This is a genomic window from Pseudomonas sp. NPDC088890 (assembly GCF_044900155.1).
GTDB classification, from domain to species: domain Bacteria; phylum Pseudomonadota; class Gammaproteobacteria; order Pseudomonadales; family Pseudomonadaceae; genus Aquipseudomonas; species Aquipseudomonas urmiensis.
Genome location: NZ_JBJDNG010000004.1, coordinates 132,005 through 154,601 on the forward strand (window position 1 = coordinate 132,005; position 22,597 = coordinate 154,601).

The following is a 22,597-nucleotide window of genomic DNA, read 5'->3' on the forward strand; positions in this document are numbered from 1 at the left end:
AAGCCCGCTCCCACAGCGTCCCTGCTAGGTCAATCAATCAGCAGTTGTTCTGCGATAGTCGAGCTTGTGTGATCAATGATGCTTGCGCGGTACTGCTTGCAGCAACTCGTCAGGCGGCATCTCGCACTTGATCTTGCGCCCCAGCAGCTCTTCGATCGCTGGCAACTGATACGAATCATCTTCACCGGCAAAGCTGATCGACACACCCGCAGCCCCGGCGCGGCCGGTACGGCCAATGCGGTGCACGTAGTCATCCGGATCTTCCGGCAGGGTGAAGTTGATCACGTGGCTGATGCCATCGATGTGAATCCCACGCCCAGCCACGTCGGTGGCGACCAGTACGGTGATGCGCCCCTCTCGGAAGTTTTCCAGGGTACGAATGCGCTTGTGCTGCGGCACGTCACCGGACAACTGGGCGGCATTGATGCCGTCGCGCACCAGGCGCTCTTCGATGCGCCGCACTTCGTCCTTGCGGTTGGCAAAGACCATCACCCGTTCCCACTTCTGCTGGGTCACCAGGTTGTACAGCAGCTTGTACTTGTCGCTGCCGGCCACGGCATAGACGTGCTGCTCGACGGTCTCGCTGGCAACGTTCTCCGGCTCGATCTCGACGATCGCAGGGTTGGTCGTCCACTGCTTGGCCAGGTTCATCACATCGTCGGTGAAGGTCGCCGAGAACAGTAGGGTCTGGCGCTCGCTCTTGGGTGGGGTCTGGCGGATGATCTGCCGCACCTGGGGGATGAAGCCCATGTCGAGCATGCGGTCGGCTTCGTCGAGCACCATCACCTCGACCATGTCCAGGTGCACTTCGCCGCGCTGGTGGAAGTCCAGCAGGCGCCCTGGCGTGGCCACCAGGATGTCGCAGTGACGCGCTTCGAGGGCCTTGAGCTGCTTGTCGAAGTCCATGCCGCCGACGAAGGTCATCACGTTCAGGCCGCTGTACTTGGTCAGCGCCGCGGCGTCCTTGGCGATCTGTACCACCAGCTCACGGGTTGGGGCGATGATCAGCGCGCGCGGCTCGCCCATGTAGCGCTCTTTAGGCGCCGGGGTCTGTTGCAGTTGGGAAATGATCGAGATCAGGAACGCGGCGGTCTTGCCGGTGCCGGTCTGCGCCCGACCAATGGCGTCCTGGCCGCGCAGGGTGTAACCCAGCACTTGGGCCTGGATGGGAGTGCAATAGGGGAAGCCCAGGTCCTGGATGGCATGCATCAGCTCGTTGGAGAGCTTGAAGTCATGGAAGCGGGTCTTGCCTTCTTGTGGCTCGACGACGAAGTCTTCTGGTTTCCACAGGCTGGCTTGTGGCTTGGGTTTGCGCTCGCGGCGCGGCTTGTCCGGTACGGGCTTGTCGACGCGAGGGCTGGCAGGCGCTGGAGCTGGCGCTTTGGCGCTGGGCTGGGCCTGGGGTGCCGGCGGTTGGACCGCGGGCGCGGGCGTGATCACGCGGGCATCGGGTTCGACGGCCTGAGGCGCGGCGTCTCCCTTGCCGAATATTTTTTTAAGTGCCTTGAGCACGGTCGTCTCATCAATTGGTTAAGGAATGTACGCCCGGCAGTGTAATGCAAGAACCGGGCGCGGCGTAGCGCAATGCACAGGCAACTACATACGGGCGGACTCAGCGCAGGCGTTCACTCAGCCAGTCGTGGATGTCGGACAGCTCTGCCACGGCCACCTCGTGCTCCATCGGGTATTCATGCCAGCGCGCGGCGACGCCCCAGCTGTTGAGGTATTCGAAGGCCGTGCGGCCCATGGACGGGATCACCACCGGGTCATGCACGCCATGCAGGCACAGGGCCGGGGTGCGCTGTTGGCAGGCGCTGAGCTGATGGCCTTCGCTGAAGGTCGGGGCATAGGTGGACAGGGCAATCACGCCGCCCAGTGCTTCTTGCCACTTTATATAGGCAGTGTGCAGTACCACCGCGCCACCCTGGGAGAAACCGGCGAGGATGATCCGCGCCAGGTTGATGCCCTTGGCTTGCTCGGCCTTGATCAGTTCGATCACCTGCTCGGCCGATTCATCCAGCTGCGCCTCGTCAATGGCGCGGGCTGGAGTCATGGCCTTGATGTCGTACCAGCTAGGCATCTGATAGCCGCCGTTGATGGTCACTGGTCGGGTCGGGGCCTGAGGCATGACGAAGCGGGTACTGAGCAGGCGCTCTTGAAGAAATTCGGCCACCGGTAGGAAGTCGTAACGGTCGGCCCCCAGTCCGTGCAACCAGATCACACAGGCGTCGGCGGTATTTTGCGGTTCGAGAATCAGCGGTTGGGTCATGACTGCTCCGAAAGTGTGCGCGCTGGCTTAAGTGGTGCGTAAAAAGAAGGCATCTGTAGTGAATGCCAGAAATAGATGTCGCAACTCTACAACTTTTCCTACTTGACTACCGCTTAAACGCTTAAGCCTTCGACTGTGGTACGCGCTTTGCTATGAATCGAGTGATGCGAAGGGATGGCCCCATGCCGGTAACACCCCTCGTACGGATACAAAGGCTGTCATAGAACAGCTCATTGCGCCAATTGACCCAAAAACAAGCCAACAAGGGTCGGATGCGCCTCATAAGGGTGCGGTGCAATTCCGGCTCGATACAACAAGAGCGATTTGGAGGTTGTGAATGAAGATGTTGAAAACCACCCTGGCAGTCCTGACCGCTGCCGCCGCGCTGGGCGCCACCAGTTTCGCCCAGGCCGGCGCTACCCTCGATGCGGTAAAGAAGAAGGGCTTCGTCCAGTGTGGCGTGAGCGATGGTCTTCCGGGCTTCTCGGTACCTGATGCCAAAGGCAACATCGTCGGTATCGACGCCGATGTCTGCCGCGCCGTTGCCGCCGCCGTGTTCGGCGACGCCACCAAGGTCAAGTTCAGCCAGCTCAACGCCAAGGAGCGCTTCACCGCGCTGCAGTCCGGCGAAGTCGACGTACTCTCGCGCAACACCACCTGGACCAGCTCGCGCGATGCCGGCATGGGCCTGGTATTCGCCGGTGTTACTTACTACGACGGCATCGGCTTCCTGGTCAACAAGAAGCTCGGCGTCTCCAGTGCCAAGGAGCTCGACGGCGCTACCGTGTGCATCCAGGCCGGTACCACCACTGAGCTGAACGTCTCCGACTACTTCCGTGCCAATGGCCTGAAGTACACCCCGATCACCTTCGACACCTCCGACGAGAGCGCCAAGTCGCTCGAATCCGGCCGTTGCGACGTGCTTACTTCGGACAAGTCGCAGCTTTACGCACAGCGCTCCAAGCTGGCTGCACCGACCGAGTACGTGGTACTGCCGGAAACCATCTCCAAGGAACCTCTGGGCCCTGTGGTACGCAAAGGCGATGAAGAGTGGTTCAGCATCGTCAAGTGGACCTTGTTCGCCATGCTCAACGCGGAAGAGGCGGGCATCACCTCGAAGAACGTCGAGGCCGAAGCCAAGTCGGGCAAGAACCCGGACAACGCCCGTCTGCTCGGCGCTGACGGCGAATACGGCAAGGACCTCAAGCTGCCCAAGGACTGGGTCGTACAGATCGTCAAGCAAGTGGGTAACTACGGCGAAGTGTTCGAGAAGAACCTGGGCAAAAGCACCCCCCTGCAAATCGATCGTGGCTTGAACGCCCTGTGGAACAACGGCGGCATCCAGTACGCGCCACCTGTGCGCTGATGGCTGCACCCTGCGGCGGCATTCCGCCGCCGCAGGCTGTTCTGATCCCTTTTTTCCGGGGCACTTCATGCAAAATCAAATCGGCGCACAAAAGGGGTTTTCCCTGAGCGATCCACGTGTGCGTGCGTGGCTGTTCCAGATCGTCACGGTGGCATTGGTGGTCGGTCTGGGTTGGTACCTGTTCCACAATACCCAGACCAACCTGCAGCACCGTGGCATCACCTCGGGCTTTGACTTCCTCGAACGCAGTGCCGGCTTCGGCATCGCCCAGCACCTGATTCCCTACGTGGAGTCGGACAGCTATGCGCGGGTGTTCGTCATTGGCCTGCTCAACACCCTGCTGGTGACCTTCATCGGCATCATCCTGGCGACTTTGCTGGGTTTTATCGTCGGCGTGGCGCGGCTATCGCCGAACTGGATGATCAACAAGCTGGCGACCGTGTATGTGGAGACCTTCCGCAACATTCCGCCGCTGTTGCAGATCCTGTTCTGGTACTTCGCGGTGTTCCTGACCCTGCCCGGACCCCGTGGCAGCATCAACATCGACGACATGTTCTTTATCAGCAACCGCGGCCTGAACATGCCCGGCGCGTCCATGGCGGACGGGTTCTGGCCGTTCGTTGCCGCGGTGCTGCTGGCGATCGTCGCGGTGGTGCTGATGGTGCGACATGCCAACAAACGGTTCGACGAGACTGGCGAGCCGTTTCACAAGTTCTGGGTGGGTTTGCTGCTGTTGCTGGGCATTCCTGGCGTGTGCGCGCTGCTGTTCGGTAGCCCGGTGCACTGGGAAGTGCCGCAGCTCAAGGGTTTCAACTTCGTTGGCGGCTGGGTGCTGATCCCGGAGTTGCTGGCATTGACCCTGGCGCTGACCATCTATACCGCAGCCTTCATTGCCGAGATCGTGCGCTCAGGGATCCGTTCGGTCAGCCATGGCCAGACCGAAGCTGCGCGTTCGCTTGGCCTGCGCGAGGGCCCGACCCTGCGCAAGGTGATCATTCCCCAGGCCCTGCGGGTGATCATTCCGCCACTGACCAGCCAGTACCTGAACCTGGCGAAGAACTCGTCCCTGGCCGCCGGTATCGGCTATCCGGAGATGGTCTCGCTGTTCGCCGGTACCGTGCTCAACCAGACCGGCCAGGCCATCGAGGTGATTGCCATCACCATGAGTGTCTATCTCGCCATCAGCATCAGCATTTCGTTGCTGATGAACTGGTACAACAAGCGCATTGCGCTGATCGAGCGGTGAGGATACGCCCGTGAATGCCCATGTTTTCAAACCCGATATGCCGCCACCGGTGAAAACCGTCGGCGTGCTCGCATGGATGCGTGCCAATCTGTTCTCCAGCTGGCTTAACACCCTGCTGACCCTGTTCGCCCTTTACCTGGTGTGGTTGATCGTGCCGCCGCTGTTGCAGTGGTCGCTGATCGACGCCAACTGGGTCGGTACCACCCGTGCCGACTGCACCAAGGAAGGCGCTTGCTGGGTGTTCATCCAGCAGCGCTTCGGCCAGTTCATGTATGGCTACTACCCCAGCGAACTGCGCTGGCGCGTCGACCTGACGGTATGGCTGGCGGTGATCGGCGCCGCGCCGCTGTTCATCAGTCGCTTCCCGCGCAAGGCCATCTACGGCCTGGGTTTCCTGGTCCTGTACCCCATCGTCGCCTATGTGTTGCTGCATGGCGGCAGCCTGGGCCTGGCCACGGTGCCGACCAGCCAATGGGGCGGCTTGATGCTGACCCTGGTGATCGCCACTGTCGGAATTGTCGGCGCGTTGCCGTTGGGCATATTGCTGGCATTGGGCCGACGCTCGCACATGCCGGCGGTGAAGGTGGTCTGTGTGACCTTCATCGAGTTCTGGCGCGGCGTGCCGCTGATTACCGTGCTGTTCATGTCGTCGGTGATGCTGCCGCTGTTCCTGCCCGAGGGCATGAGTTTCGACAAGCTGCTGCGGGCGATGATCGGGGTGATCCTGTTCCAGTCGGCGTACATCGCCGAGGTGGTGCGCGGGGGCTTGCAGGCGATTCCCAAGGGCCAGTACGAGGCCGCTGCGGCGATGGGCCTGGGTTACTGGCGGGCGATGGGCCTGGTGATCCTGCCGCAGGCGCTCAAGCTGGTTATCCCCGGCATCGTCAACACCTTCATTGCCCTGTTCAAGGACACGAGCCTGGTGATCATCATCGGCCTGTTCGACCTGCTCAACAGCGTCAAGCAGGCGGCGGCCGACCCGGCCTGGCTGGGCATGGCGACCGAGGGCTATGTGTTCGCGGCCCTGGTGTTCTGGATTTTCTGTTTCGGTATGTCCCGCTACTCCATGCATCTGGAGCACAAGCTGGACACTGGCCACAAGCGTTAGGAGTTTGCATATGAGTGAAGCGATCAAGCAGCCTGCTGGCCCCGAAGGCATCATCCAGATGCAGGGCGTGAACAAATGGTACGGCCAGTTCCATGTACTCAAGGACATCAATCTGAATGTGCGCCAAGGCGAGCGTATCGTCCTGTGCGGCCCGTCTGGCTCGGGCAAGTCGACCACCATCCGCTGCCTCAACCGCCTGGAAGAGCATCAGCAGGGGCGTATCGTCGTCGATGGCGTCGAGCTGACCAACGACCTCAAGCAGATCGAAGCGATCCGCCGCGAGGTGGGCATGGTGTTCCAGCACTTCAACCTGTTCCCGCACCTGACCATTCTGCAGAACTGCACCCTGGCGCCGATGTGGGTGCGCAAGATGCCCAAGCGCAAGGCCGAGGAAATCGCCATGCACTACCTTGAGCGGGTGCGGATTCCCGAGCAGGCGCACAAGTTTCCGGGGCAGTTGTCCGGTGGCCAGCAGCAGCGGGTGGCGATTGCCCGGGCGCTGTGCATGAAGCCGAAGATCATGCTGTTCGATGAGCCGACGTCGGCGCTCGATCCGGAGATGGTCAAGGAAGTGCTCGATACCATGGTCGGCCTGGCTGAAGACGGCATGACCATGCTCTGCGTGACCCACGAGATGGGCTTTGCCCGGACCGTGGCGAACCGGGTGATCTTCATGGACAAGGGCGAGATCGTCGAACAGGCGGCGCCGGATGATTTCTTCGACCGGCCGCGCAGTGATCGGACCAAGCTGTTCTTGAGCCAGATCCTGCACTGATAAAACGCCCTCGTGGGGGCGGGCTTGCCCCGCGATAGCGTCCGATCAAACTAACGCTATCGCGGGGCAAGCCCGCTCCCACAAGGTTCGCTGGCTAGGCTGAAACTCTACCTAGACTGAACCTCACTTCTCCTCGGTTTTGGCCACCGGCGCCGGTGGCGGCCGCAGCCCCACCTCGGCAATCAGCTTGAGCTGCTGGCCATTGCGAATCACCTCGATGGCGACCTTGTCGGTCGGCTTGATCCGCGCCACCTGGTTCATCGACTTGCGGCCATCGCCGGCCGGTTCGCCATTGATGCTCAGAATCACGTCACCGAGCTGCAAGCCTGCGCGCTGCGCCGGGCCATCGCGGAAGATCCCCGCCACGACAATCCCTGGCCGCCCCTCAAGGCCAAACGACTCGGCCAGCTCCTGGCTCAGCGGTTGTACTTCGATACCCAGCCAGCCACGGATCACCTGGCCGTGCTCGATGATCGACTTCATCACCTCCAGCGCCAGCTTGACCGGAATGGCGAAACCAATGCCCTGCGAGCCGCCAGATTTGGAGAAGATCGCCGTGTTGATCCCGATCAGGTTGCCGTTGGCATCGACCAGCGCGCCACCGGAGTTGCCTGGGTTGATGGCGGCGTCGGTCTGGATGAAGTCTTCGTAGTTGTTCAGCCCCAGCTGGTTACGGCCGGTGGCGCTGATGATGCCCATGGTCACGGTCTGGCCGACACCGAACGGGTTGCCGATGGCCAGCGAGACGTCGCCGATGTGAATGTTGTCGGAGCGGCCGATGGTGATCGCCGGCAGGCTCTTGAGGTCGATCTTCAGCACCGCGAGGTCGGTTTCCGGGTCGCTGCCGATCACCCGCGCCAGGGTTTCGCGGCCATCCTTGAGGGCCACGACGATCTGGTCGGCGCCGCTGGTGACGTGGTTGTTGGTCAGCAGGTAGCCCTCGGGGCTCATGATTACCGCCGAACCCAGGCTCGACTCCCAACGGCGCTGTTTGGGCAGGTTGTCGCCGAAGAAACGGCGGAACTGCGGGTCTTCGAACAGCGGGTGGGCGCTCTTGTTCACCACCTTGGTGGTGTACAGGTTGACCACCGCCGGGGCGGCCAGGGTCACCGCGTCGGCATACGACACCGGGCCCTGCATGATCCGCGTGGTTTGCGGTGCTTGTTGCAGGTTGACGTCCTGGCTGGGCAGGCCGACCCATTCGGGGAAGCGCTGGATCACCAGTAGGGCAATCAATATGCCGGTAAGCAGTGGCCAGCCAAAGTAACGCAGAACCTTGAGCATCGAATGAATCCTGGGAGTGGGGCAAGGGCCGTTGCAGAGCGGGCCGGGATGCAAGCGCGCGCGATCATACACGTCAAAAGTATGCTCGGCGACGGCTGCAATCGCGGGTCAAGCCCGCTCCTACCCAGGCCGCGCTGATCCGTGGGAGCGGGCTTGCCCCGCGATTGCCATATGTCCCAGGCGACTATCGCCGGTTTCCCCGCGTCCGGCGACGGCCCATAATGGCGGCCATTATACGGGCGTTGCGCCCGCCGAATGTGCAGATTTCGAGGAGATTTTCCATGGCCGTCGCCCTCAGCACCCTGGTCGAGGAAGCCGAGCGCTACCTGTCCAGCGCCAAGATCCAGGATTACTGCCCCAACGGCCTGCAGGTCGAGGGGCGGCCGCAGGTCAGCCGGATCGTCACAGGCGTTACTGCCAGCCAGGCGTTGCTCGATGCTGCCGTCGAGGCGCAAGCGGATCTGGTCCTGGTCCATCACGGTTATTTCTGGAAAGGCGAGAACCCGTGCATCACCGGCATCAAGCAGCGCCGGTTGAAGACCTTGCTCAAGCATGACATCAGCCTGCTGGCGTTTCACCTGCCGCTGGATGTGCATCCGGAGGTGGGCAACAACGTGCAGTTGGCGCACCAGCTGGGGATTACCGTCGAAGGGCCGCTGGATCCGAACAACCCGAAGGTGGTGGGCATGGTCGGCTCGCTGAGTGAGGCGATGTCGGCGCGCGACTTTGCCCGGCGAGTGCAGGAAGCGTTGGGCCGTGAGCCGCTGTTGATCGAGGGTGATCAATTGGTGCGACGCATTGGCTGGTGCACAGGCGGCGGCCAGGGCTACATCGACACGGCGATTGCCGAGGGTGTCGATCTGTTTCTGAGCGGTGAAGCTTCCGAGCAGACCTTCCACAGCGCTCGCGAGAATGGCATCAGCTTCATCGCGGCCGGGCACCATGCGACCGAGCGGTATGGCGTGCAGGCACTGGGCGATTACCTGGCGCGGCGGTTTGCTGTGGAGCACCTGTTCATCGATTGCCCTAATCCGATCTGATCGAGCGTTGGGCCGCTTTGCGGCTCATCGATCCTGTAGGAGCCGGCCTGCCTGCGATGGCCTGCACAGCAGGCCCCATGCGGCCCAAACCCCCAGTCATATGGTTAGATTGTTTCGATCTAGCCAGCCTCCTAAATAGAATCAGGTGCTGTGATAAAGTGGCTCGCTCGAACACGGCCCGCTTGGCCGTCCATAAGATCGTATCGTTTTACGTGAGTAGCCATGGTCGACAAACTGACGCACTTGAAACAGCTGGAGGCGGAAAGCATCCACATCATCCGCGAGGTGGCCGCCGAGTTCGACAACCCGGTGATGCTGTACTCGATCGGCAAAGACTCCGCCGTGATGCTGCACCTGGCGCGCAAGGCCTTTTTCCCGGGCAAGCTGCCGTTTCCGGTGATGCACGTCGACACCCAGTGGAAATTCCAGGAGATGTACAGCTTCCGCGACAAGATGGTCGAGGAAATGGGCCTGGAGCTGATCACCCACGTCAACCCTGAGGGTGTGGCGCAGGGCATCAACCCGTTCACCCATGGCAGCTCCAAGCACACCGACATCATGAAAACCCAGGGCCTCAAGCAGGCGCTGGACAAGTACGGCTTCGACGCCGCCTTCGGTGGTGCGCGCCGTGACGAAGAGAAATCGCGGGCCAAGGAGCGGGTCTATTCGTTCCGTGACAGCAAGCATCGCTGGGATCCGAAAAACCAGCGTCCGGAGCTGTGGAACGTCTACAACGGCAAGGTCAACAAGGGCGAGTCGATCCGCGTCTTCCCCCTGTCGAACTGGACCGAACTGGACATCTGGCAGTACATCTACCTCGAAGGCATCCCAATCGTGCCGCTGTACTTCGCCGCCGAGCGTGACGTCATCGAGAAGAACGGCACCCTGATCATGATCGACGACGAGCGCATCCTCGAGCACCTGTCCGAGGAAGAGAAAGCGCGCATCGTCAAGAAGAAGGTGCGTTTCCGTACCCTCGGCTGCTACCCGTTGACGGGTGCTGTCGAGTCGGAAGCCGAGAGCCTGACCGACATCATTCAGGAAATGCTCCTGACGCGCACTTCCGAGCGCCAGGGCCGGGTCATCGACCACGATGGCGCAGGCTCCATGGAAGACAAAAAACGTCAGGGCTACTTCTAATTTTCAGGGTTACTCCATGTCGCACCAATCCGATTTGATCAGCGAAGACATCGTCGCTTATCTGGCTCAGCACGAGCGTAAAGAACTGCTGCGTTTCCTCACCTGCGGCAACGTCGATGATGGCAAGAGCACCCTGATCGGGCGCCTGCTGCACGACTCCAAGATGATCTACGAGGACCACCTCGAGGCCATCACCCGTGACTCGAAGAAGTCCGGCACCACTGGCGAAGAAGTCGACCTGGCGCTGCTGGTCGATGGCCTGCAGGCCGAGCGTGAGCAGGGCATCACCATCGATGTCGCCTACCGCTATTTCTCCACCGCCAAACGCAAGTTCATCATCGCCGACACCCCGGGCCACGAGCAGTACACCCGTAACATGGCCACTGGTGCCTCGACTTGCGATCTGGCGATCATCCTGGTCGACGCCCGTTACGGCGTGCAGACCCAGACCCGCCGACACAGCTACATTGCCTCGTTGCTGGGCATCAAGCACATCGTCGTTGCGGTCAACAAGATGGACCTCAAGGGCTTCGATGAAGGCGTGTTCGAGTCGATCAAGGCCGACTACCTGAAGTTTGCCGAGGCCATCAACCTGACGCCGAGCAGCCTGCACTTCGTGCCGATGTCGGCGCTCAAGGGCGACAACGTGGTCAACCGCAGCGAGCGTTCGCCGTGGTATACGGGCCCGGCGTTGATGGAAATCCTCGAGACCGTTGAAGTTGCCGCCGACCGCAACTTCACCGACCTGCGCTTCCCGGTGCAGTACGTCAACCGGCCGAACCTGAACTTCCGCGGCTTTGCCGGCACCCTGGCCAGCGGCGTAGTGCACAAGGGCGATGAAATCGTCGTGCTGCCGTCGGGCAAGAGCAGCCGGGTCAAGTCGATCGTCACCTACGAAGGTGAGCTGGAAAACGCAGGGCCAGGCCAGGCCGTGACCCTGACCATGGAAGACGAGATCGACATCTCCCGTGGCGACCTGCTGGTGCATGCCGACAATGTCCCACCGGTGACCGATCAGTTCGACGCCATGCTGGTGTGGATGGCTGAAGAGCCGATGCTCCCAGGCAAGAAATACGACATCAAGCGTGCCACCAGCTACGTACCCGGCTCGATTGCCAGCATCACCCACAAGGTCGATGTGAACACCCTCGAGAAGGGCGCCGCTAGCGCGCTGCAGCTGAACGAGATCGGCCAGGTCAAGGTCAGCCTCGACGCCGCTATCGCGCTGGACGGCTACGACAGCAACCGCACCACCGGTGCGTTCATCGTCATCGACCGCCTGACCAACGGCACCGTTGGCGCCGGCATGATCATCGCCCCGCCAGTCCTGCCGCATGGCAGCACCGGCCAGCATGGCAAGTTGGCCCACGTTGCCACCGAAGAGCGCGCCCTGCGCTTCGGTCAGCAGCCGGCTACCGTGCTGTTCAGCGGCCTCTCTGGCGCTGGCAAGAGCACCCTGGCCTATGCCGTTGAGCGCAAGCTGTTCGACATGGGCCGTGCGGTGTATGTGCTTGATGGCCAGAACCTGCGTCATGACCTGAACAAAGGCCTGCCACAGGACCGCGCCGGTCGCACCGAGAACTGGCGCCGCGCCGCCCACGTCGCGCGCCAGTTCAACGAAGCCGGCCTGCTGACCCTGGCCGCCTTCGTCGCCCCGGATGCCGAAGGCCGCGAACAGGCCAAGGCACTGATCGGCAAAGAGCGCCTGGTGACCGTGTACGTACAGGCATCGCCGATTGCCTGCCGCGAGCGCGACCCGCAAGGCCTGTACGCTGCCGGTGGCGACAACATCCCGGGTGAAAGCTTCCCGTTCGATGTACCGCTGGATGCCGACCTGGTGATCGATACCCAGAACAGCAGTGTTGAAGAAGGCGTCAAGCAAGTGCTGGACGTGTTGCGCCAGCGCGGCGCGATCTGATCGCTAGCGCTACAGCTGTTGGGGCCGCAAGGCGGCCCCAAAACTGACGACATGGTGGCAGTGCGCTTCGGCGGTTTATGCAGCGTCATGACATGTCGCGCAGGCTCACAAGCCCCTCTGCCGTCCGCCAGCCAATTACACGCTGGACAATCTGCTCAGCGCTTTCATCCTTCCCCGAGTCCGGGTTGTAGATCAGGTCGGAGCCGGATGGGTGTCCCACCAGCTCAATGAAATGCTCAAGCAAACGGTCCTGCCAGGCGCGCGTCCCGGCGGCCTGGATCAACTCCTCGACCAGCGCCTTGAACTCTCCATAGCTGTAATCAGCGAGGCTGGTCTATCAAGGATCACCACGGAACCTCCGACGAAAGCGCAAATTGCAGAGCGCTCATGACCCTCAGGTTGTAAGCGTCATACAGCGAGCCGCCAAACTCGGGTGGGTCGAGGTGGCGGATCTCATAGGAACGCAGCCCCTTTGCAGTGTCCTTGAACGGCGCACGGGGTGGCCAGCCTTGTTTGATTCGATGCAGCTGAGCACTGATGAACTGCTGGGAGTAGACCGGGTCTTCGGCAATCGCCATCCAGAAGGCCATGGAATATTGCTCGAAACTTTCGAATGTGTGCCCTGCCAGTTTGCTGGTGATGTGCCGGGGTAGGTAGGCGGCCATGAATATTTACCTGCGTAAGTGACGACAAGCGATGTGCAGGGAGAGTCAGTCCGCTGCTAGCGCAATTGCAGGTGTTGATGTTTGCTTGAAACGCGCAGAGGGAACAGCTTTCGAGGGCTGAGTCGGCTGTAGGTGGTTTTTGACGTTGGCGTAGGTTGATTCAAAAACGTTCTAGATGTGCTTTTCCGACACTGGGATCACACGTCTTTCCTTGACCGCTTTATAAGAAAAACTCGAATAAATCTCCTTCACCCCCGGCAACCGCTGCAGCACTTCCCGGGTGAACTCGCCAAACGACTCCAAGTCCCGCGCGAGGATCTCCAGCAAAAAATCATAGCGCCCGGAAATGTTATGGCAGGCGACGATTTCGGGAATTTCCAGCAGCCGCTTTTCAAACGCCAGGGCGATTTCCTTGGTGTGCGAATCCATCATGATGCTGACGAAGGCGGTCACGCCAAAACCCAGTGACTTGGGCGAGAGAATGGCCTGATAGCCGGTGATAAAGCCGTTGTCTTCGAGCAGTTTGACTCGCCGCCAGCACGGCGAGGTAGTTAACGCGACCTGGTCGGCGAGTTCGGAAACGGTGAGGCGGGCGTTGTCTTGCAGGGCCGCGAGCAGGGCGCGGTCGGTGCGGTCGAGAGTCGAAGGCATGATTTGCCCTCCAGGGTGGCTAATTGTTGTTTTTGTTCCAAGAAGCACCCGCTTGCGTGGGCAACTTTGGAAAAATCCTGGCAGCTCGTTGGCATAAGCTTATAACAAACCACACGAGGCTGTTGCCATGCGCGACTCCAACAATAATTCAGGGTTTTCCACGCGAGCGATCCACCACGGTTACGACCCGCTTTCTCACGGTGGCGCGCTGGTGCCGCCGGTGTATCAAACCGCGACCTATGCCTTCCCCACTGTTGAATACGGCGCTGCCTGCTTTGCCGGCGAAGAGCCGGGGCACTTCTACAGCCGCATTTCCAACCCGACCCTCGCCCTGCTGGAGCAGCGCATGGCTTCGTTGGAGGGCGGCGAGGCGGGGCTGGCGTTGGCCTCGGGGATGGGCGCGATCACCTCGACGTTGTGGACCTTACTGCGCCCTGGCGATGAGCTGATCGTCGGGCGTACGCTGTATGGCTGTACCTTTGCCTATCTGCATCACGGTATCGGCGAATTTGGGGTCAAGGTGCAGCATGTGGATCTCACCGATCTACAGGCGCTCAACGCCGCGATCACGGCGAAGACGCGAATGATCTACTTCGAGTCGCCGGCCAACCCCAATATGCAGTTGGTCGATATCGCGGCTGTGGTGGCGGCCGCTGCTGGCCATGACATTCGGGTGGTGGTCGACAATACTTACTGCACGCCTTATCTACAGCGCCCGCTGGAGCTGGGCGCTGACCTGGTAGTGCATTCGGCCACCAAATACCTCAGCGGCCATGGCGATATCACGGCTGGGCTGGTGGTCGGGCGCAAGGCGCTGGTCGATCGTATTCGCCTGGAAGGGCTCAAGGACATGACCGGCGCGGTGCTGTCGCCGCACGATGCTTCGCTGCTGATGCGCGGTATCAAGACCCTGGCCCTGCGCATGGATCGACATTGCGCCAATGCTCGGCAGGTGGCGGCGTATCTGCAAGAGCAGCCCCAGGTGGAGCTGCTGCACTATCCAGGGCTGCCGAGCTTTCCTCAGTACGCGCTGGCACAGCGGCAAATGCGCCAGCCGGGCGGGATGATCGCCTTTGAACTCAAGGGTGGCATCGAGGCTGGCAGGCGTTTCATGAATGCCCTGCAACTGTTCAGCCGGGCCGTGAGCCTGGGCGATGCCGAGTCGCTGGCCCAGCATCCGGCCAGCATGACCCACTCCAGCTACACCCCAGAGGAGCGTGCCCATCACGGGATTTCCGAAGGGTTGGTGCGGTTGTCGGTGGGGTTGGAAGATGTCGATGATCTGCTTGCTGATATTGAGCAGGCACTTCGGTTGTGTGCCTGAGCAGTGGGTGGTGGCTTCTTCGCGGGCAAGCCCGCTCCTACAGGCCTACGCGGCTCTACAAAACCTTCAGGGATGAGGCGATGCCATGGTAGCGATGATGAATCCCAATGAGCCGCTGAGCGCCGAAGAGGCCGATCTGGACAGCGATCCCGGCGAGACCGCTGAATGGTGTCAAGCGCTGGAGTCGACCCTGGCCCATTGCGGCCCGGCGCGGGCGCGCTACTTGTTGCAGCGGTTACAGGCGCATGCCCTGGAGCTGGGCCTGGAGCGCGATGTCCAGGCTTTTTCCGCCTATCGCAACACCTTGCCGGTGGAGCAGCAAGGCGTTTATCCCGGTGACCTGGAGCTGGACGAGCGCATCACCAGCATCCTGCGCTGGAACGCCCTGGCGATGGTGGTCCGGGCCAACCATGCCTATGGCGATCTGGGCGGTCATATCGCCAGCTACGCCTCGGCGGCGGAGATTTTCGAAGTGGGTTTTCAGCACTTCTTCCGGGGCGAGGGCGGCGGTGAGCAGCGCAGCGCGGACCTGGTGTTCTTCCAGCCGCATTCGGCACCAGGCATCTATGCCCGCGCCTTTCTCGAGGGGCGCTTGAGCGAGGCGCAATTGGCCAATTACCGCCAGGAAGTCGCCGGCAATGGCTTGTGCTCTTATCCACACCCTTGGCTGATGCCTGAGTTCTGGCAGTTCCCTACCGGTTCCATGGGCATTGGCCCGATCAATGCGGTGTACCAGGCGCGCTTCATGCGTTATTTGCAGCACCGCGGCCTGTTGGATACGTCGCAGCGACATGTTTGGGGCGTGTTCGGCGATGGCGAGATGGACGAGCCGGAATCGATTGCCGGGCTCACCCTGGCGGCGCGCGAAGGCCTCGATAACCTGACTTTCATCATCAATTGCAACTTGCAGCGCCTGGATGGCCCGGTGCGTGGCAACGGGCAGATCATCCAGGAGTTGGAGGCGCTGTTCAGCGGTGCCGGCTGGAATGTGATCAAGGTGCTGTGGGGCTCGGAATGGGATGCGTTGTTCGCCCGTGACCATGAACATGCGCTGCTGCGCCAATTGGCCGCGACCCCGGATGGCCAGTTCCAGACCCTGGGCGCCAACGATGGCAGCTACAACCTCGAGCATTTCTTCAAGCAAAGCCCGGCGTTGCAGCGGCTGGTCGAGCACATGAGCTCAGAGCAGATCAATGCGCTCAGGCGCGGTGGCCACGACATGCGCAAGCTGCATGCCGCCTACGCCGCCGCCAAGGCCTGCAAGGGCCGACCGACGGTGATCCTGGCCAAGACCAAGAAGGGCTACGGCATGAGCAGCGCCGGTGAGTCGCGGATGACCGCGCACCAGGCCAAGAAGCTCGATGTGCAGGCACTGCTGGCATTTCGCGATCGTTTCCATTTGCCATTGTCGGACCAGGCGGTGGAGCAACTGCAGTTCTATCGCCCCGCCGAGGACAGCGCCGAGATGCTCTACCTGCGCCAGCGCAGGGCCGCCTTGGGCGGACCTTTGCCGCAGCGGCGCAGTGACTGCCGCACGCTGCCAGTGCCGGATCTGCAAGCATTCGGCAGTTTCGCCCTGCACGCCGATGGCAAGCCGATGTCCACCACCATGGCCGCCGTGCGCCTGCTTGGCAGTTGGCTGAAGACGCCGGAGCTGGGCCCGCGGGTAGTGCCGATCGTGGCTGACGAGGCGCGAACCTTTGGCATGGCCAGCCTGTTTCGCCAGATCGGCATCTACTCGTCTTGTGGCCAGCGCTACGAGCCTGAGGATGCCGGTTCGCTGCTGACCTATAAGGAAGCTCGCGACGGTCAGTTACTCGAGGAAGGCATCACCGAGGCAGGGGCGATTTCCTCCTGGGTGGCGGCGGCAACCTCCTACGCGGTGCACGGCGAGCCGATGTTGCCGGTGTACATCTATTACTCGATGTTCGGCTTCCAGCGCGTCGGTGACTTGATTTGGGCTGCCGCCGATCAGCGTGCCCGGGGCTTACTGCTCGGGGCAACGGCCGGGCGCACCACACTGGGCGGCGAGGGGTTACAGCATCAGGATGGTTCGAGCCTGGTGATGGCTGCGCTAGTGCCTAACTGCCGAGCTTGGGATCCGTGCTTTGCTGGCGAGCTGGCAGTCATCCTCGATTACGCCGCGCGGCGCATGTTGGTCGAGCAGTGCGACGAATTCCACTATGTGGCGGTGATGAATGAAAACTATCCACAACCCACGCTGGCTGCCCAGCTCTACGAGGATGTGCTGCGTGGGATGTACCGTTTTAGCCAACAGCAGGCGCTCAATCCACGTGGCAAGGTGCGGTTATTGGGCTCAGGGGCGATCTTGCGGGAGGTGATCGCCGCCAGCGAGCTGTTGGCCACCGAGTGGCAGGTCGACAGTGAGGTGTTCAGCGTGACCAGCTTCAGTGAACTGGCGCGTGAAGCACGGCAAGAGCGCCGGTCTGCGGCGATGGGGCAGGGTGGCGAAGAAGAGAGTCATGTACGCCGCTGCTTGGCAGGAGATGCACCGGTGATAGCCGCCAGTGATTATGCACGGGCCTGGCCGCAGCTGATTGCCGAATACATCGAGGCGCCTTACATGACCTTGGGTACCGATGGATTTGGGCGCAGCGATACGCGCCAGGCGTTGCGCCAGTTCTTCGAGGTGGATCGGCATAGCGTGGTGATGGCGGCGTTGTATAGCCTGGTCAAGCAGGGGCAGTTGGCAGGGCAGGTGCTGGGGCAGGCGAGGGCGCGTTATCAGCTGAGTGATTCACATGCGCCCTGGTGCCGCTGATCCTGGAGGTGACGCCAAGTGTCAATGTGTCTGAAATAAACAAGGCCTCTTGCGAGGCCTTGTTCGTTACATCCTGATCAACGCTTGAGCCCGTAGCTCTCGTCGAGCATGCCCGGCGCGTTAGGTGCCTTGGGCGCGTAGTCACGCGGTACTTCGGCCGTGTCCTTGGGCGGAGTCAGGCGGTCACGTGGACCTTGCGCCGCTTCCGAGTGCAGGGCGGCCAGCAGGCGCTGACGGGTCAGTTCGTCGAGGGCCAGGCGGTTGGCGCCATCGGCCAGGTGATCCTGCACATCCTGGTAGCTCTGGGTCAGGCGTTGGACCAGGGCAGCAGTGCTGTTGAAGTGCGTCACCACTTCGTTCTGATAGCTGTCAAAACGCTGCTGGATGTCATCCAGCTGGCGTTGCGTGCTGCTGGGTGCAGCGTTGGGCAGCAGGCGGGCCACGACGAAGCCGACGACTACGCCGACGACCAGGGCCAGGGTCGGCAACAACCAAACAAGGAGCGAGAGTTCCACGAGTCCTTCCTCTATAAACGGCTTTGCTTTACGTTAACGGCTCAGACCTGCGCTGTATACCGCGAGCGATCGCAAATATTTCAGAACAGAATTCATCAGCTAGACGAGTCGACCCCTCCTGAGGTCACGGAGTAGTGCTTTGCTTATCCGCGAAACCCCTTTGTTCATCGATGGTCCCTGCGGCCAACTTGAAGCCTTGCACCTGGAAGTCGCCGAGCCGCGCGGGGTGGTATTGATCTGCCATCCCAACCCGGTCCAGGGCGGCACCATGCTCAACAAGGTGGTCTCGACCCTGCAACGCACTGCCCGTGATGCTGGATACACCACGTTACGCTTCAACTATCGTGGGGTCGGGCAAAGCGCTGGCAGCCACGACATGTGCGCAGGCGAAGTCGACGATGCCGAGGCGGTCGCCGCCTGGGTGCGTGCTACCCATCCGCACTTGCCGCTGGTGTTGATGGGCTTCTCCTTCGGCGGCTTCGTGGCTGCCAGCCTGGCCGGGCGCCTGGAGACCACGGGTGTGACCTTGCAACACCTGTTCATGGTCGCGCCAGCGGTGATGCGTTTGAACGCCGACTTCCCATTGCCGCAGCGCTGCCCGTTGAGCGTGATCCAGCCAGACACCGACGAGGTGGTCGATCCGCAGCTGGTTTACGATTGGTCCGACGCCCTGTCGCGCCCCCATGAGCTGCTGAAAGTGGCAGAATGCGGACACTTCTTCCATGGCAAGCTGACCGATCTGAAGGATCTGGTGCTGCCGCGTCTTTCGAACTGAGCCAAGCCTGATCAAGCGATTACCCATGACTACGCGCATTCTTACCGGTATCACCACCACCGGCACCCCGCACCTGGGCAACTACGCCGGGGCCATCCGCCCGGCGATTCTCGCCAGCCAACAGCCCGGTGCCGACTCGTTCTACTTCCTGGCCGACTACCACGCGCTGATCAAGTGCGATGACCCGCTGCGCATCCAGCGCTCGCGCCTGGAGATCGCCGCTACCTGGCTGGCCGGCGGCCTGGATCCGGACAAGGTGACCTTCTACCGCCAGTCCGACATCCCTGAGATCCCCGAGCTGACCTGGCTGCTGACCTGCGTCGCCGGTAAAGGCCTGCTCAACCGCGCCCATGCCTACAAGGCCTCGGTGGACAAGAACCTGGAAAACGGCGAAGACCCGGACGCCGGCGTGACCATGGGCCTGTTCAGCTACCCGGTGCTGATGGCCGCCGACATCCTCATGTTCAACGCCCACAAGGTGCCAGTGGGCCGTGACCAGATCCAGCACGTGGAAATGGCCCGCGATATCGGCCAGCGCTTCAACCACCTGTTCGGCCAGGGCAAGGAGTTCTTCGCCCTGCCGGAAGCGGTGATCGAAGAAAGCGTGGCTACCCTGCCAGGCCTGGACGGTCGCAAGATGTCCAAGAGCTACGACAACACCATTCCGTTGTTCAGCAGCGCCAAGGACATGAAGGACGCCATCTCGCGGATCGTCACCGACTCGCGCGCGCCGGGCGAGGCCAAGGATCCAGACAACTCGCACTTGTTCACCCTGTTCCAGGCCTTCTCGACCCAGGCGCAGTCGGCCGAATTCCGTGAAGAACTGCTGCAGGGCTTGGGCTGGGGTGAGGCCAAGCAGCGCCTGTTCCAGCTGCTCGATGGCCAACTGGCCGCGCCGCGTGAGCACTACCATCAGTTGATCGCGCGCCCCGCAGACCTTGAGGACATCCTCTTGGCCGGCGCCGCCAAGGCGCGCAAGATCGCTACGCCATTCCTTGAGCAACTGCGTGAAGCGGTCGGCCTGCGTTCGTTCCGCACCAGCGTGCAAAGCACCGGCGAAGTGAAGAAAAAGGCTGCCAAGAGCGCCCGCTTCGTCAGCTTCCGCGATGACGACGGCAGCTTCCGCTTCCGCCTGCTGGCTGCTGACGGTGAGCAACTGCTGCTGTCGCGCAGCTTCGCCGACGGTAAGAGCGCGGGCGCTGTCAGTAAGCAACTGCAGCAGGGGGGTGAAGCCGATGTACGGGTCGATGGCCTGAGCTTCTCGCTGTGGCTCGAAGGCGAGCAAGTCGCCGCCGGCCCGCAGTTCGCCGACGCCACCGCCCGCGACGCAGCGCTGGTCAGCTTGCGTGCAGCACTGCAACCACAGGCCGACTGAGGCATTTCGCCGCAACTCTGATTGCCATTATGCGGGCCCGTCGCTACAGTGACGGCCCGCTTTTGTTACCTCGCTAACGAATTATGACGCCCTTAGAACGATATCAAGCAGATCTGAAACGTCCCGATTTCTTCCATGACGCGGCGCAGGAAACAGCGGTGCGTCATTTGCAGCGTCTGTACGACGATCTGGTCGCGGCGCAGAACAACAAGCCGGGCGTGTTCGGCAAGCTGTTCGGCAAGAAAGACCAGACGCCGGTCAAGGGTCTGTACTTCTGGGGCGGGGTAGGCCGGGGCAAGACTTACCTGGTAGACACCTTCTTCGAGGCCCTGCCGTTCAAAGAGAAGATGCGCACCCACTTCCACCGCTTCATGAAGCGCGTGCACGAAGAGATGCGCACGCTCAAGGGCGAAAAGAACCCGCTGACGGTGATCGCCAAGCGTTTCTCCCAGGAAGCCAAGGTCATTTGCTTCGATGAATTCTTCGTCTCCGACATCACCGATGCCATGATCCTCGGCACCTTGATGGAAGAGCTGTTCAAGAATGGCGTCTCCTTGGTGGCAACCTCCAACATCGTCCCTGACGGCCTGTACAAGGACGGTTTGCAGCGTGCGCGCTTCCTGCCGGCGATTGCCATGATCAAGCAGTACACCGACGTAGTGAACGTCGACAGCGGGGTCGACTATCGCCTGCGTCACCTGGAGCAGGCCGAACTGTTCCACTACCCACTCGACGCGGCGGCTCACGAGAGCCTGCGCCAGAGCTTCAAGGCGCTGACGCCGGAGTGCACCCAGGCCGTCGAGAACGACGTACTGATGATCGAGAATCGCGAGATCCACGCCCTGCGTACTTGCGATGACGTTGCCTGGTTCGACTTCCGCGCCCTGTGCGACGGGCCGCGCAGCCAGAACGACTACATCGAGCTGGGCAAGATCTTCCACGCCGTGTTGTTAAGCAATGTCGAGCAGATGGGGGTAACCACCGATGACATCGCCCGGCGCTTCATCAACATGGTCGATGAATTCTATGACCGCAACGTCAAGCTGATCATCTCCGCCGAGGTCGAGCTCAAGGACCTGTACACCGGAGGCCGCTTGAGCTTCGAGTTCCAGCGTACCCTGAGCCGCTTGCTGGAGATGCAGTCGCACGAATTCCTGTCGCGCGCGCACAAGCCCTGAGTGCGCCACTGCCGCTGTAGGAGCCGGGCAAGCTCGCTCTTACAGCGGCCTCGCTGTTTTCACGCTTCCTGCATGAACTGCTGCCGATACTGGTTCGGCGACAATTCGGTGTGCTGGCGGAACAGCCGGGCAAAGAAGCTGGCATCGTCGTAACCCACCTCATAGCTGATGGTCTTGATGCTCTTGCGAGTGCTCGACAGCAGGCCTTTAGCCGTCTCGATGCGCAGCCGCTGCAAGTAGTGCAACGGCTTGTCGCCAGTCGCCGTCTGGAAGCGGCGCATGAAGTTGCGAATGCTCATGCCGTGGTTGCGGGCCACGTCCTCGAAGCGGAACTTGTCGGCGAAGTGTTCTTCGAGCCAGTGCTGAATCTGCAGGATGATCAGGTCCTGATGCAGCTTCTGCCCACCAAACCCCATCCGCCCAGGGGTATAGCTGCGCTGCACCTCATAAAGAATGTCACGGGCCACGGCGCGGGCGACATTGGCCCCGCAGAAGCGCTCGATCAGATAGATGTACAGATCGCAGGCCGAGGTGGTGCCGCCGGCGCAATAGAGGTTATCAGCGTCGGTCAGGTGCTTGTCCTGATTCAGCTTCACCTTGGGGAAGCGTTCGGCGAAGCTTGCGAAGAAGCGCCAGTAGGTGGTTGCCTCCTTGCCATCGAGCAGGCCGGCCTCGGCCAGCCAGAACACGCCGCTGGCCTCGCCGCACAGTACCGCGCCACGCGCATGCTGCTCGCGTAGCCAGGGCAGGACGTGTGGGTAGCGTTGCTGGAGATTGTCGAAGTCGTCCCAGAATGCCGGGAGGATGATCACATCGGCATCGCCCAGACCGCCATCGACCGGCACCTGCACGTTGCTGAAACTGTCCACCGGCTGGCCGTCGGGGCTCACCAGGCAGATCTCGAACATCGGTTGCAGGCCCAGGCCCAGCTGTTTGCTGTAGCGCAGGCTGGCCAGGTGGAAGAAATCCTTGGCCTGCATCAGCGTCGATGCGAACACTTTGTCGACAGCCAGAATGCTGACGCGCCGCAGTGAAGTGGAGGGTTGGGTAAACATCATTGTCATTGTTCTTATAGGGTAGAGTGGTCAATCACCGGCTGGATCGTCTTATTTTTTGGCGATTGTGTCTACCCCGCAGGACTGCGTCGTTCTTTTCGCGGGCAAGCCCGCTCCCACAGGGTCAGTGG

20 protein-coding genes are annotated in these 22,597 nt (G+C 61.6%); 12 read left to right on the forward strand and 8 right to left on the reverse strand.

Translation table 11 applies throughout. The features are described 5' to 3' along the window. Positions 1 to 72: 72 nt before the first annotated feature. Together rhlB and ACI2JX_RS10865 are read right to left on the reverse strand one after the other, a co-directional pair. Positions 73 to 1,512, reverse strand: coding sequence for an ATP-dependent RNA helicase RhlB (rhlB, locus tag ACI2JX_RS10860; protein WP_392469057.1), 1,440 nt, complete (start codon positions 1,510 to 1,512; stop codon positions 73 to 75). 100 nt (positions 1,513 to 1,612) lie between these two features. Then, positions 1,613 to 2,269 carry an alpha/beta hydrolase gene (locus ACI2JX_RS10865; protein WP_186553832.1) on the reverse strand — a complete coding sequence of 219 codons (657 nt, stop codon included), beginning with the start codon at positions 2,267 to 2,269 and terminating at the stop codon, positions 1,613 to 1,615. A gap of 337 nt (positions 2,270 to 2,606) precedes the next feature. Between ACI2JX_RS10865 and ACI2JX_RS10870 the strand changes: the two genes are divergently transcribed. From ACI2JX_RS10870 to ACI2JX_RS10885, 4 genes are all read left to right on the forward strand, one after another. Next, positions 2,607 to 3,635, forward strand: coding sequence for an amino acid ABC transporter substrate-binding protein (locus tag ACI2JX_RS10870; RefSeq protein WP_186553833.1), 1,029 nt, complete (start codon positions 2,607 to 2,609; stop codon positions 3,633 to 3,635). A 67-nt stretch (positions 3,636 to 3,702) separates the two neighbouring features. Next, the gene (locus ACI2JX_RS10875) at positions 3,703 to 4,881 is read left to right on the forward strand and encodes an amino acid ABC transporter permease (protein ID WP_264236465.1); all 1,179 of its coding nucleotides are present in this window, start codon (positions 3,703 to 3,705) and stop codon (positions 4,879 to 4,881) included. Between the two features lie 10 nt (positions 4,882 to 4,891). Next, complete coding sequence (locus tag ACI2JX_RS10880; protein WP_186553835.1) at positions 4,892 to 5,989, forward strand: amino acid ABC transporter permease; 1,098 nt, start codon at positions 4,892 to 4,894, stop codon at positions 5,987 to 5,989. Between the two features lie 10 nt (positions 5,990 to 5,999). Then, a complete protein-coding gene (locus ACI2JX_RS10885; protein WP_186553836.1) occupies positions 6,000 to 6,764 on the forward strand; it encodes an amino acid ABC transporter ATP-binding protein in 765 nt (254 codons plus the stop codon). Positions 6,765 to 6,887: 123 nt separating this feature from the next. Here the strand turns inward: ACI2JX_RS10885 and algW are convergent, their stop codons facing one another. Further along, on the reverse strand, positions 6,888 to 8,048 hold the full coding sequence (gene algW / locus ACI2JX_RS10890) for a Do family serine endopeptidase AlgW (RefSeq protein ID WP_264236466.1): 1,161 nt from the start codon (positions 8,046 to 8,048) through the stop codon (positions 6,888 to 6,890). A 281-nt stretch (positions 8,049 to 8,329) separates the two neighbouring features. Here algW and ACI2JX_RS10895 point away from each other — a divergent pair, with 281 nt between their 5' ends. The 3 genes from ACI2JX_RS10895 to cysN all read left to right on the forward strand — a co-directional run bounded on the left by ACI2JX_RS10895 (position 8,330) and on the right by cysN (position 12,146). Then, a complete protein-coding gene (locus ACI2JX_RS10895; protein WP_264236467.1) occupies positions 8,330 to 9,088 on the forward strand; it encodes a Nif3-like dinuclear metal center hexameric protein in 759 nt (252 codons plus the stop codon). 222 nt (positions 9,089 to 9,310) lie between these two features. Continuing rightward, complete coding sequence (cysD, locus tag ACI2JX_RS10900) at positions 9,311 to 10,228, forward strand: sulfate adenylyltransferase subunit CysD (protein ID WP_186553839.1); 918 nt, start codon at positions 9,311 to 9,313, stop codon at positions 10,226 to 10,228. A gap of 16 nt (positions 10,229 to 10,244) precedes the next feature. Further along, positions 10,245 to 12,146, forward strand: a complete 1,902-nt coding sequence (gene cysN, locus ACI2JX_RS10905; protein ID WP_404690072.1) for a sulfate adenylyltransferase subunit CysN — start codon at positions 10,245 to 10,247, stop codon at positions 12,144 to 12,146. A gap of 85 nt (positions 12,147 to 12,231) precedes the next feature. On the opposite strand, the gene ACI2JX_RS10910 is transcribed toward cysN, so the two are convergent. The 3 genes from ACI2JX_RS10910 to ACI2JX_RS10920 form a co-directional block, all read right to left on the reverse strand. After that, positions 12,232 to 12,429, reverse strand: coding sequence for a bacteriocin immunity protein (locus ACI2JX_RS10910; protein ID WP_404690073.1), 198 nt, complete (start codon positions 12,427 to 12,429; stop codon positions 12,232 to 12,234). A gap of 61 nt (positions 12,430 to 12,490) precedes the next feature. Further along, a complete protein-coding gene (locus ACI2JX_RS10915) occupies positions 12,491 to 12,811 on the reverse strand; it encodes a scaffold protein involved in DNA repair (RefSeq protein ID WP_264236471.1) in 321 nt (106 codons plus the stop codon). A gap of 171 nt (positions 12,812 to 12,982) precedes the next feature. Beyond that, positions 12,983 to 13,462 (reverse strand): Lrp/AsnC family transcriptional regulator, encoded by a 480-nt coding sequence (locus tag ACI2JX_RS10920; RefSeq protein WP_264236472.1) that lies wholly within the window; start codon positions 13,460 to 13,462, stop codon positions 12,983 to 12,985. A 127-nt stretch (positions 13,463 to 13,589) separates the two neighbouring features. Between ACI2JX_RS10920 and ACI2JX_RS10925 the strand changes: the two genes are divergently transcribed. Together ACI2JX_RS10925 and mdeB are read left to right on the forward strand one after the other, a co-directional pair. Then, positions 13,590 to 14,786 (forward strand): methionine gamma-lyase, encoded by a 1,197-nt coding sequence (locus ACI2JX_RS10925; protein WP_404690074.1) that lies wholly within the window; start codon positions 13,590 to 13,592, stop codon positions 14,784 to 14,786. Between the two features lie 85 nt (positions 14,787 to 14,871). Further along, positions 14,872 to 17,568 (forward strand): alpha-ketoglutarate dehydrogenase, encoded by a 2,697-nt coding sequence (mdeB, locus tag ACI2JX_RS10930; RefSeq protein ID WP_404690075.1) that lies wholly within the window; start codon positions 14,872 to 14,874, stop codon positions 17,566 to 17,568. Positions 17,569 to 17,645: 77 nt separating this feature from the next. Here mdeB and ACI2JX_RS10935 read toward each other — a convergent pair whose 3' ends face one another. Further along, positions 17,646 to 18,083 (reverse strand): YhcB family protein, encoded by a 438-nt coding sequence (locus tag ACI2JX_RS10935; protein WP_264236476.1) that lies wholly within the window; start codon positions 18,081 to 18,083, stop codon positions 17,646 to 17,648. Positions 18,084 to 18,222: 139 nt separating this feature from the next. Here ACI2JX_RS10935 and ACI2JX_RS10940 point away from each other — a divergent pair, with 139 nt between their 5' ends. From ACI2JX_RS10940 to zapE, 3 genes are all read left to right on the forward strand, one after another. Continuing rightward, positions 18,223 to 18,858 (forward strand): alpha/beta hydrolase, encoded by a 636-nt coding sequence (locus ACI2JX_RS10940; RefSeq protein ID WP_404690076.1) that lies wholly within the window; start codon positions 18,223 to 18,225, stop codon positions 18,856 to 18,858. Between the two features lie 25 nt (positions 18,859 to 18,883). Beyond that, a complete protein-coding gene (locus ACI2JX_RS10945) occupies positions 18,884 to 20,233 on the forward strand; it encodes a tryptophan--tRNA ligase (protein WP_264236478.1) in 1,350 nt (449 codons plus the stop codon). 83 nt (positions 20,234 to 20,316) lie between these two features. After that, positions 20,317 to 21,411, forward strand: coding sequence for a cell division protein ZapE (gene zapE / locus ACI2JX_RS10950; RefSeq protein ID WP_186553850.1), 1,095 nt, complete (start codon positions 20,317 to 20,319; stop codon positions 21,409 to 21,411). 59 nt (positions 21,412 to 21,470) lie between these two features. Here zapE and ACI2JX_RS10955 read toward each other — a convergent pair whose 3' ends face one another. After that, a complete protein-coding gene (locus ACI2JX_RS10955) occupies positions 21,471 to 22,367 on the reverse strand; it encodes a GlxA family transcriptional regulator (protein ID WP_186553992.1) in 897 nt (298 codons plus the stop codon). Positions 22,368 to 22,597 lie beyond the last annotated feature (230 nt).

Coding starts and splice junctions, on each gene's coding strand:
- ACI2JX_RS10865 (WP_186553832.1), bottom strand. CDS start 2,269: ATGACCCAACCGCTGATTCTCGAACCGCAAAATACCGCCGACGCCTGT.
- ACI2JX_RS10870 (WP_186553833.1), top strand. CDS start 2,607: ATGAAGATGTTGAAAACCACCCTGGCAGTCCTGACCGCTGCCGCCGCG.
- ACI2JX_RS10875 (WP_264236465.1), top strand. CDS start 3,703: ATGCAAAATCAAATCGGCGCACAAAAGGGGTTTTCCCTGAGCGATCCA.
- ACI2JX_RS10885 (WP_186553836.1), top strand. CDS start 6,000: ATGAGTGAAGCGATCAAGCAGCCTGCTGGCCCCGAAGGCATCATCCAG.
- algW (WP_264236466.1), bottom strand. CDS start 8,048: ATGCTCAAGGTTCTGCGTTACTTTGGCTGGCCACTGCTTACCGGCATA.
- ACI2JX_RS10895 (WP_264236467.1), top strand. CDS start 8,330: ATGGCCGTCGCCCTCAGCACCCTGGTCGAGGAAGCCGAGCGCTACCTG.
- cysD (WP_186553839.1), top strand. CDS start 9,311: ATGGTCGACAAACTGACGCACTTGAAACAGCTGGAGGCGGAAAGCATC.
- cysN (WP_404690072.1), top strand. CDS start 10,245: ATGTCGCACCAATCCGATTTGATCAGCGAAGACATCGTCGCTTATCTG.
- ACI2JX_RS10915 (WP_264236471.1), bottom strand. CDS start 12,811: ATGGCCGCCTACCTACCCCGGCACATCACCAGCAAACTGGCAGGGCAC.
- ACI2JX_RS10920 (WP_264236472.1), bottom strand. CDS start 13,462: ATGCCTTCGACTCTCGACCGCACCGACCGCGCCCTGCTCGCGGCCCTG.
- ACI2JX_RS10925 (WP_404690074.1), top strand. CDS start 13,590: ATGCGCGACTCCAACAATAATTCAGGGTTTTCCACGCGAGCGATCCAC.
- mdeB (WP_404690075.1), top strand. CDS start 14,872: ATGGTAGCGATGATGAATCCCAATGAGCCGCTGAGCGCCGAAGAGGCC.
- ACI2JX_RS10945 (WP_264236478.1), top strand. CDS start 18,884: ATGACTACGCGCATTCTTACCGGTATCACCACCACCGGCACCCCGCAC.
- zapE (WP_186553850.1), top strand. CDS start 20,317: ATGACGCCCTTAGAACGATATCAAGCAGATCTGAAACGTCCCGATTTC.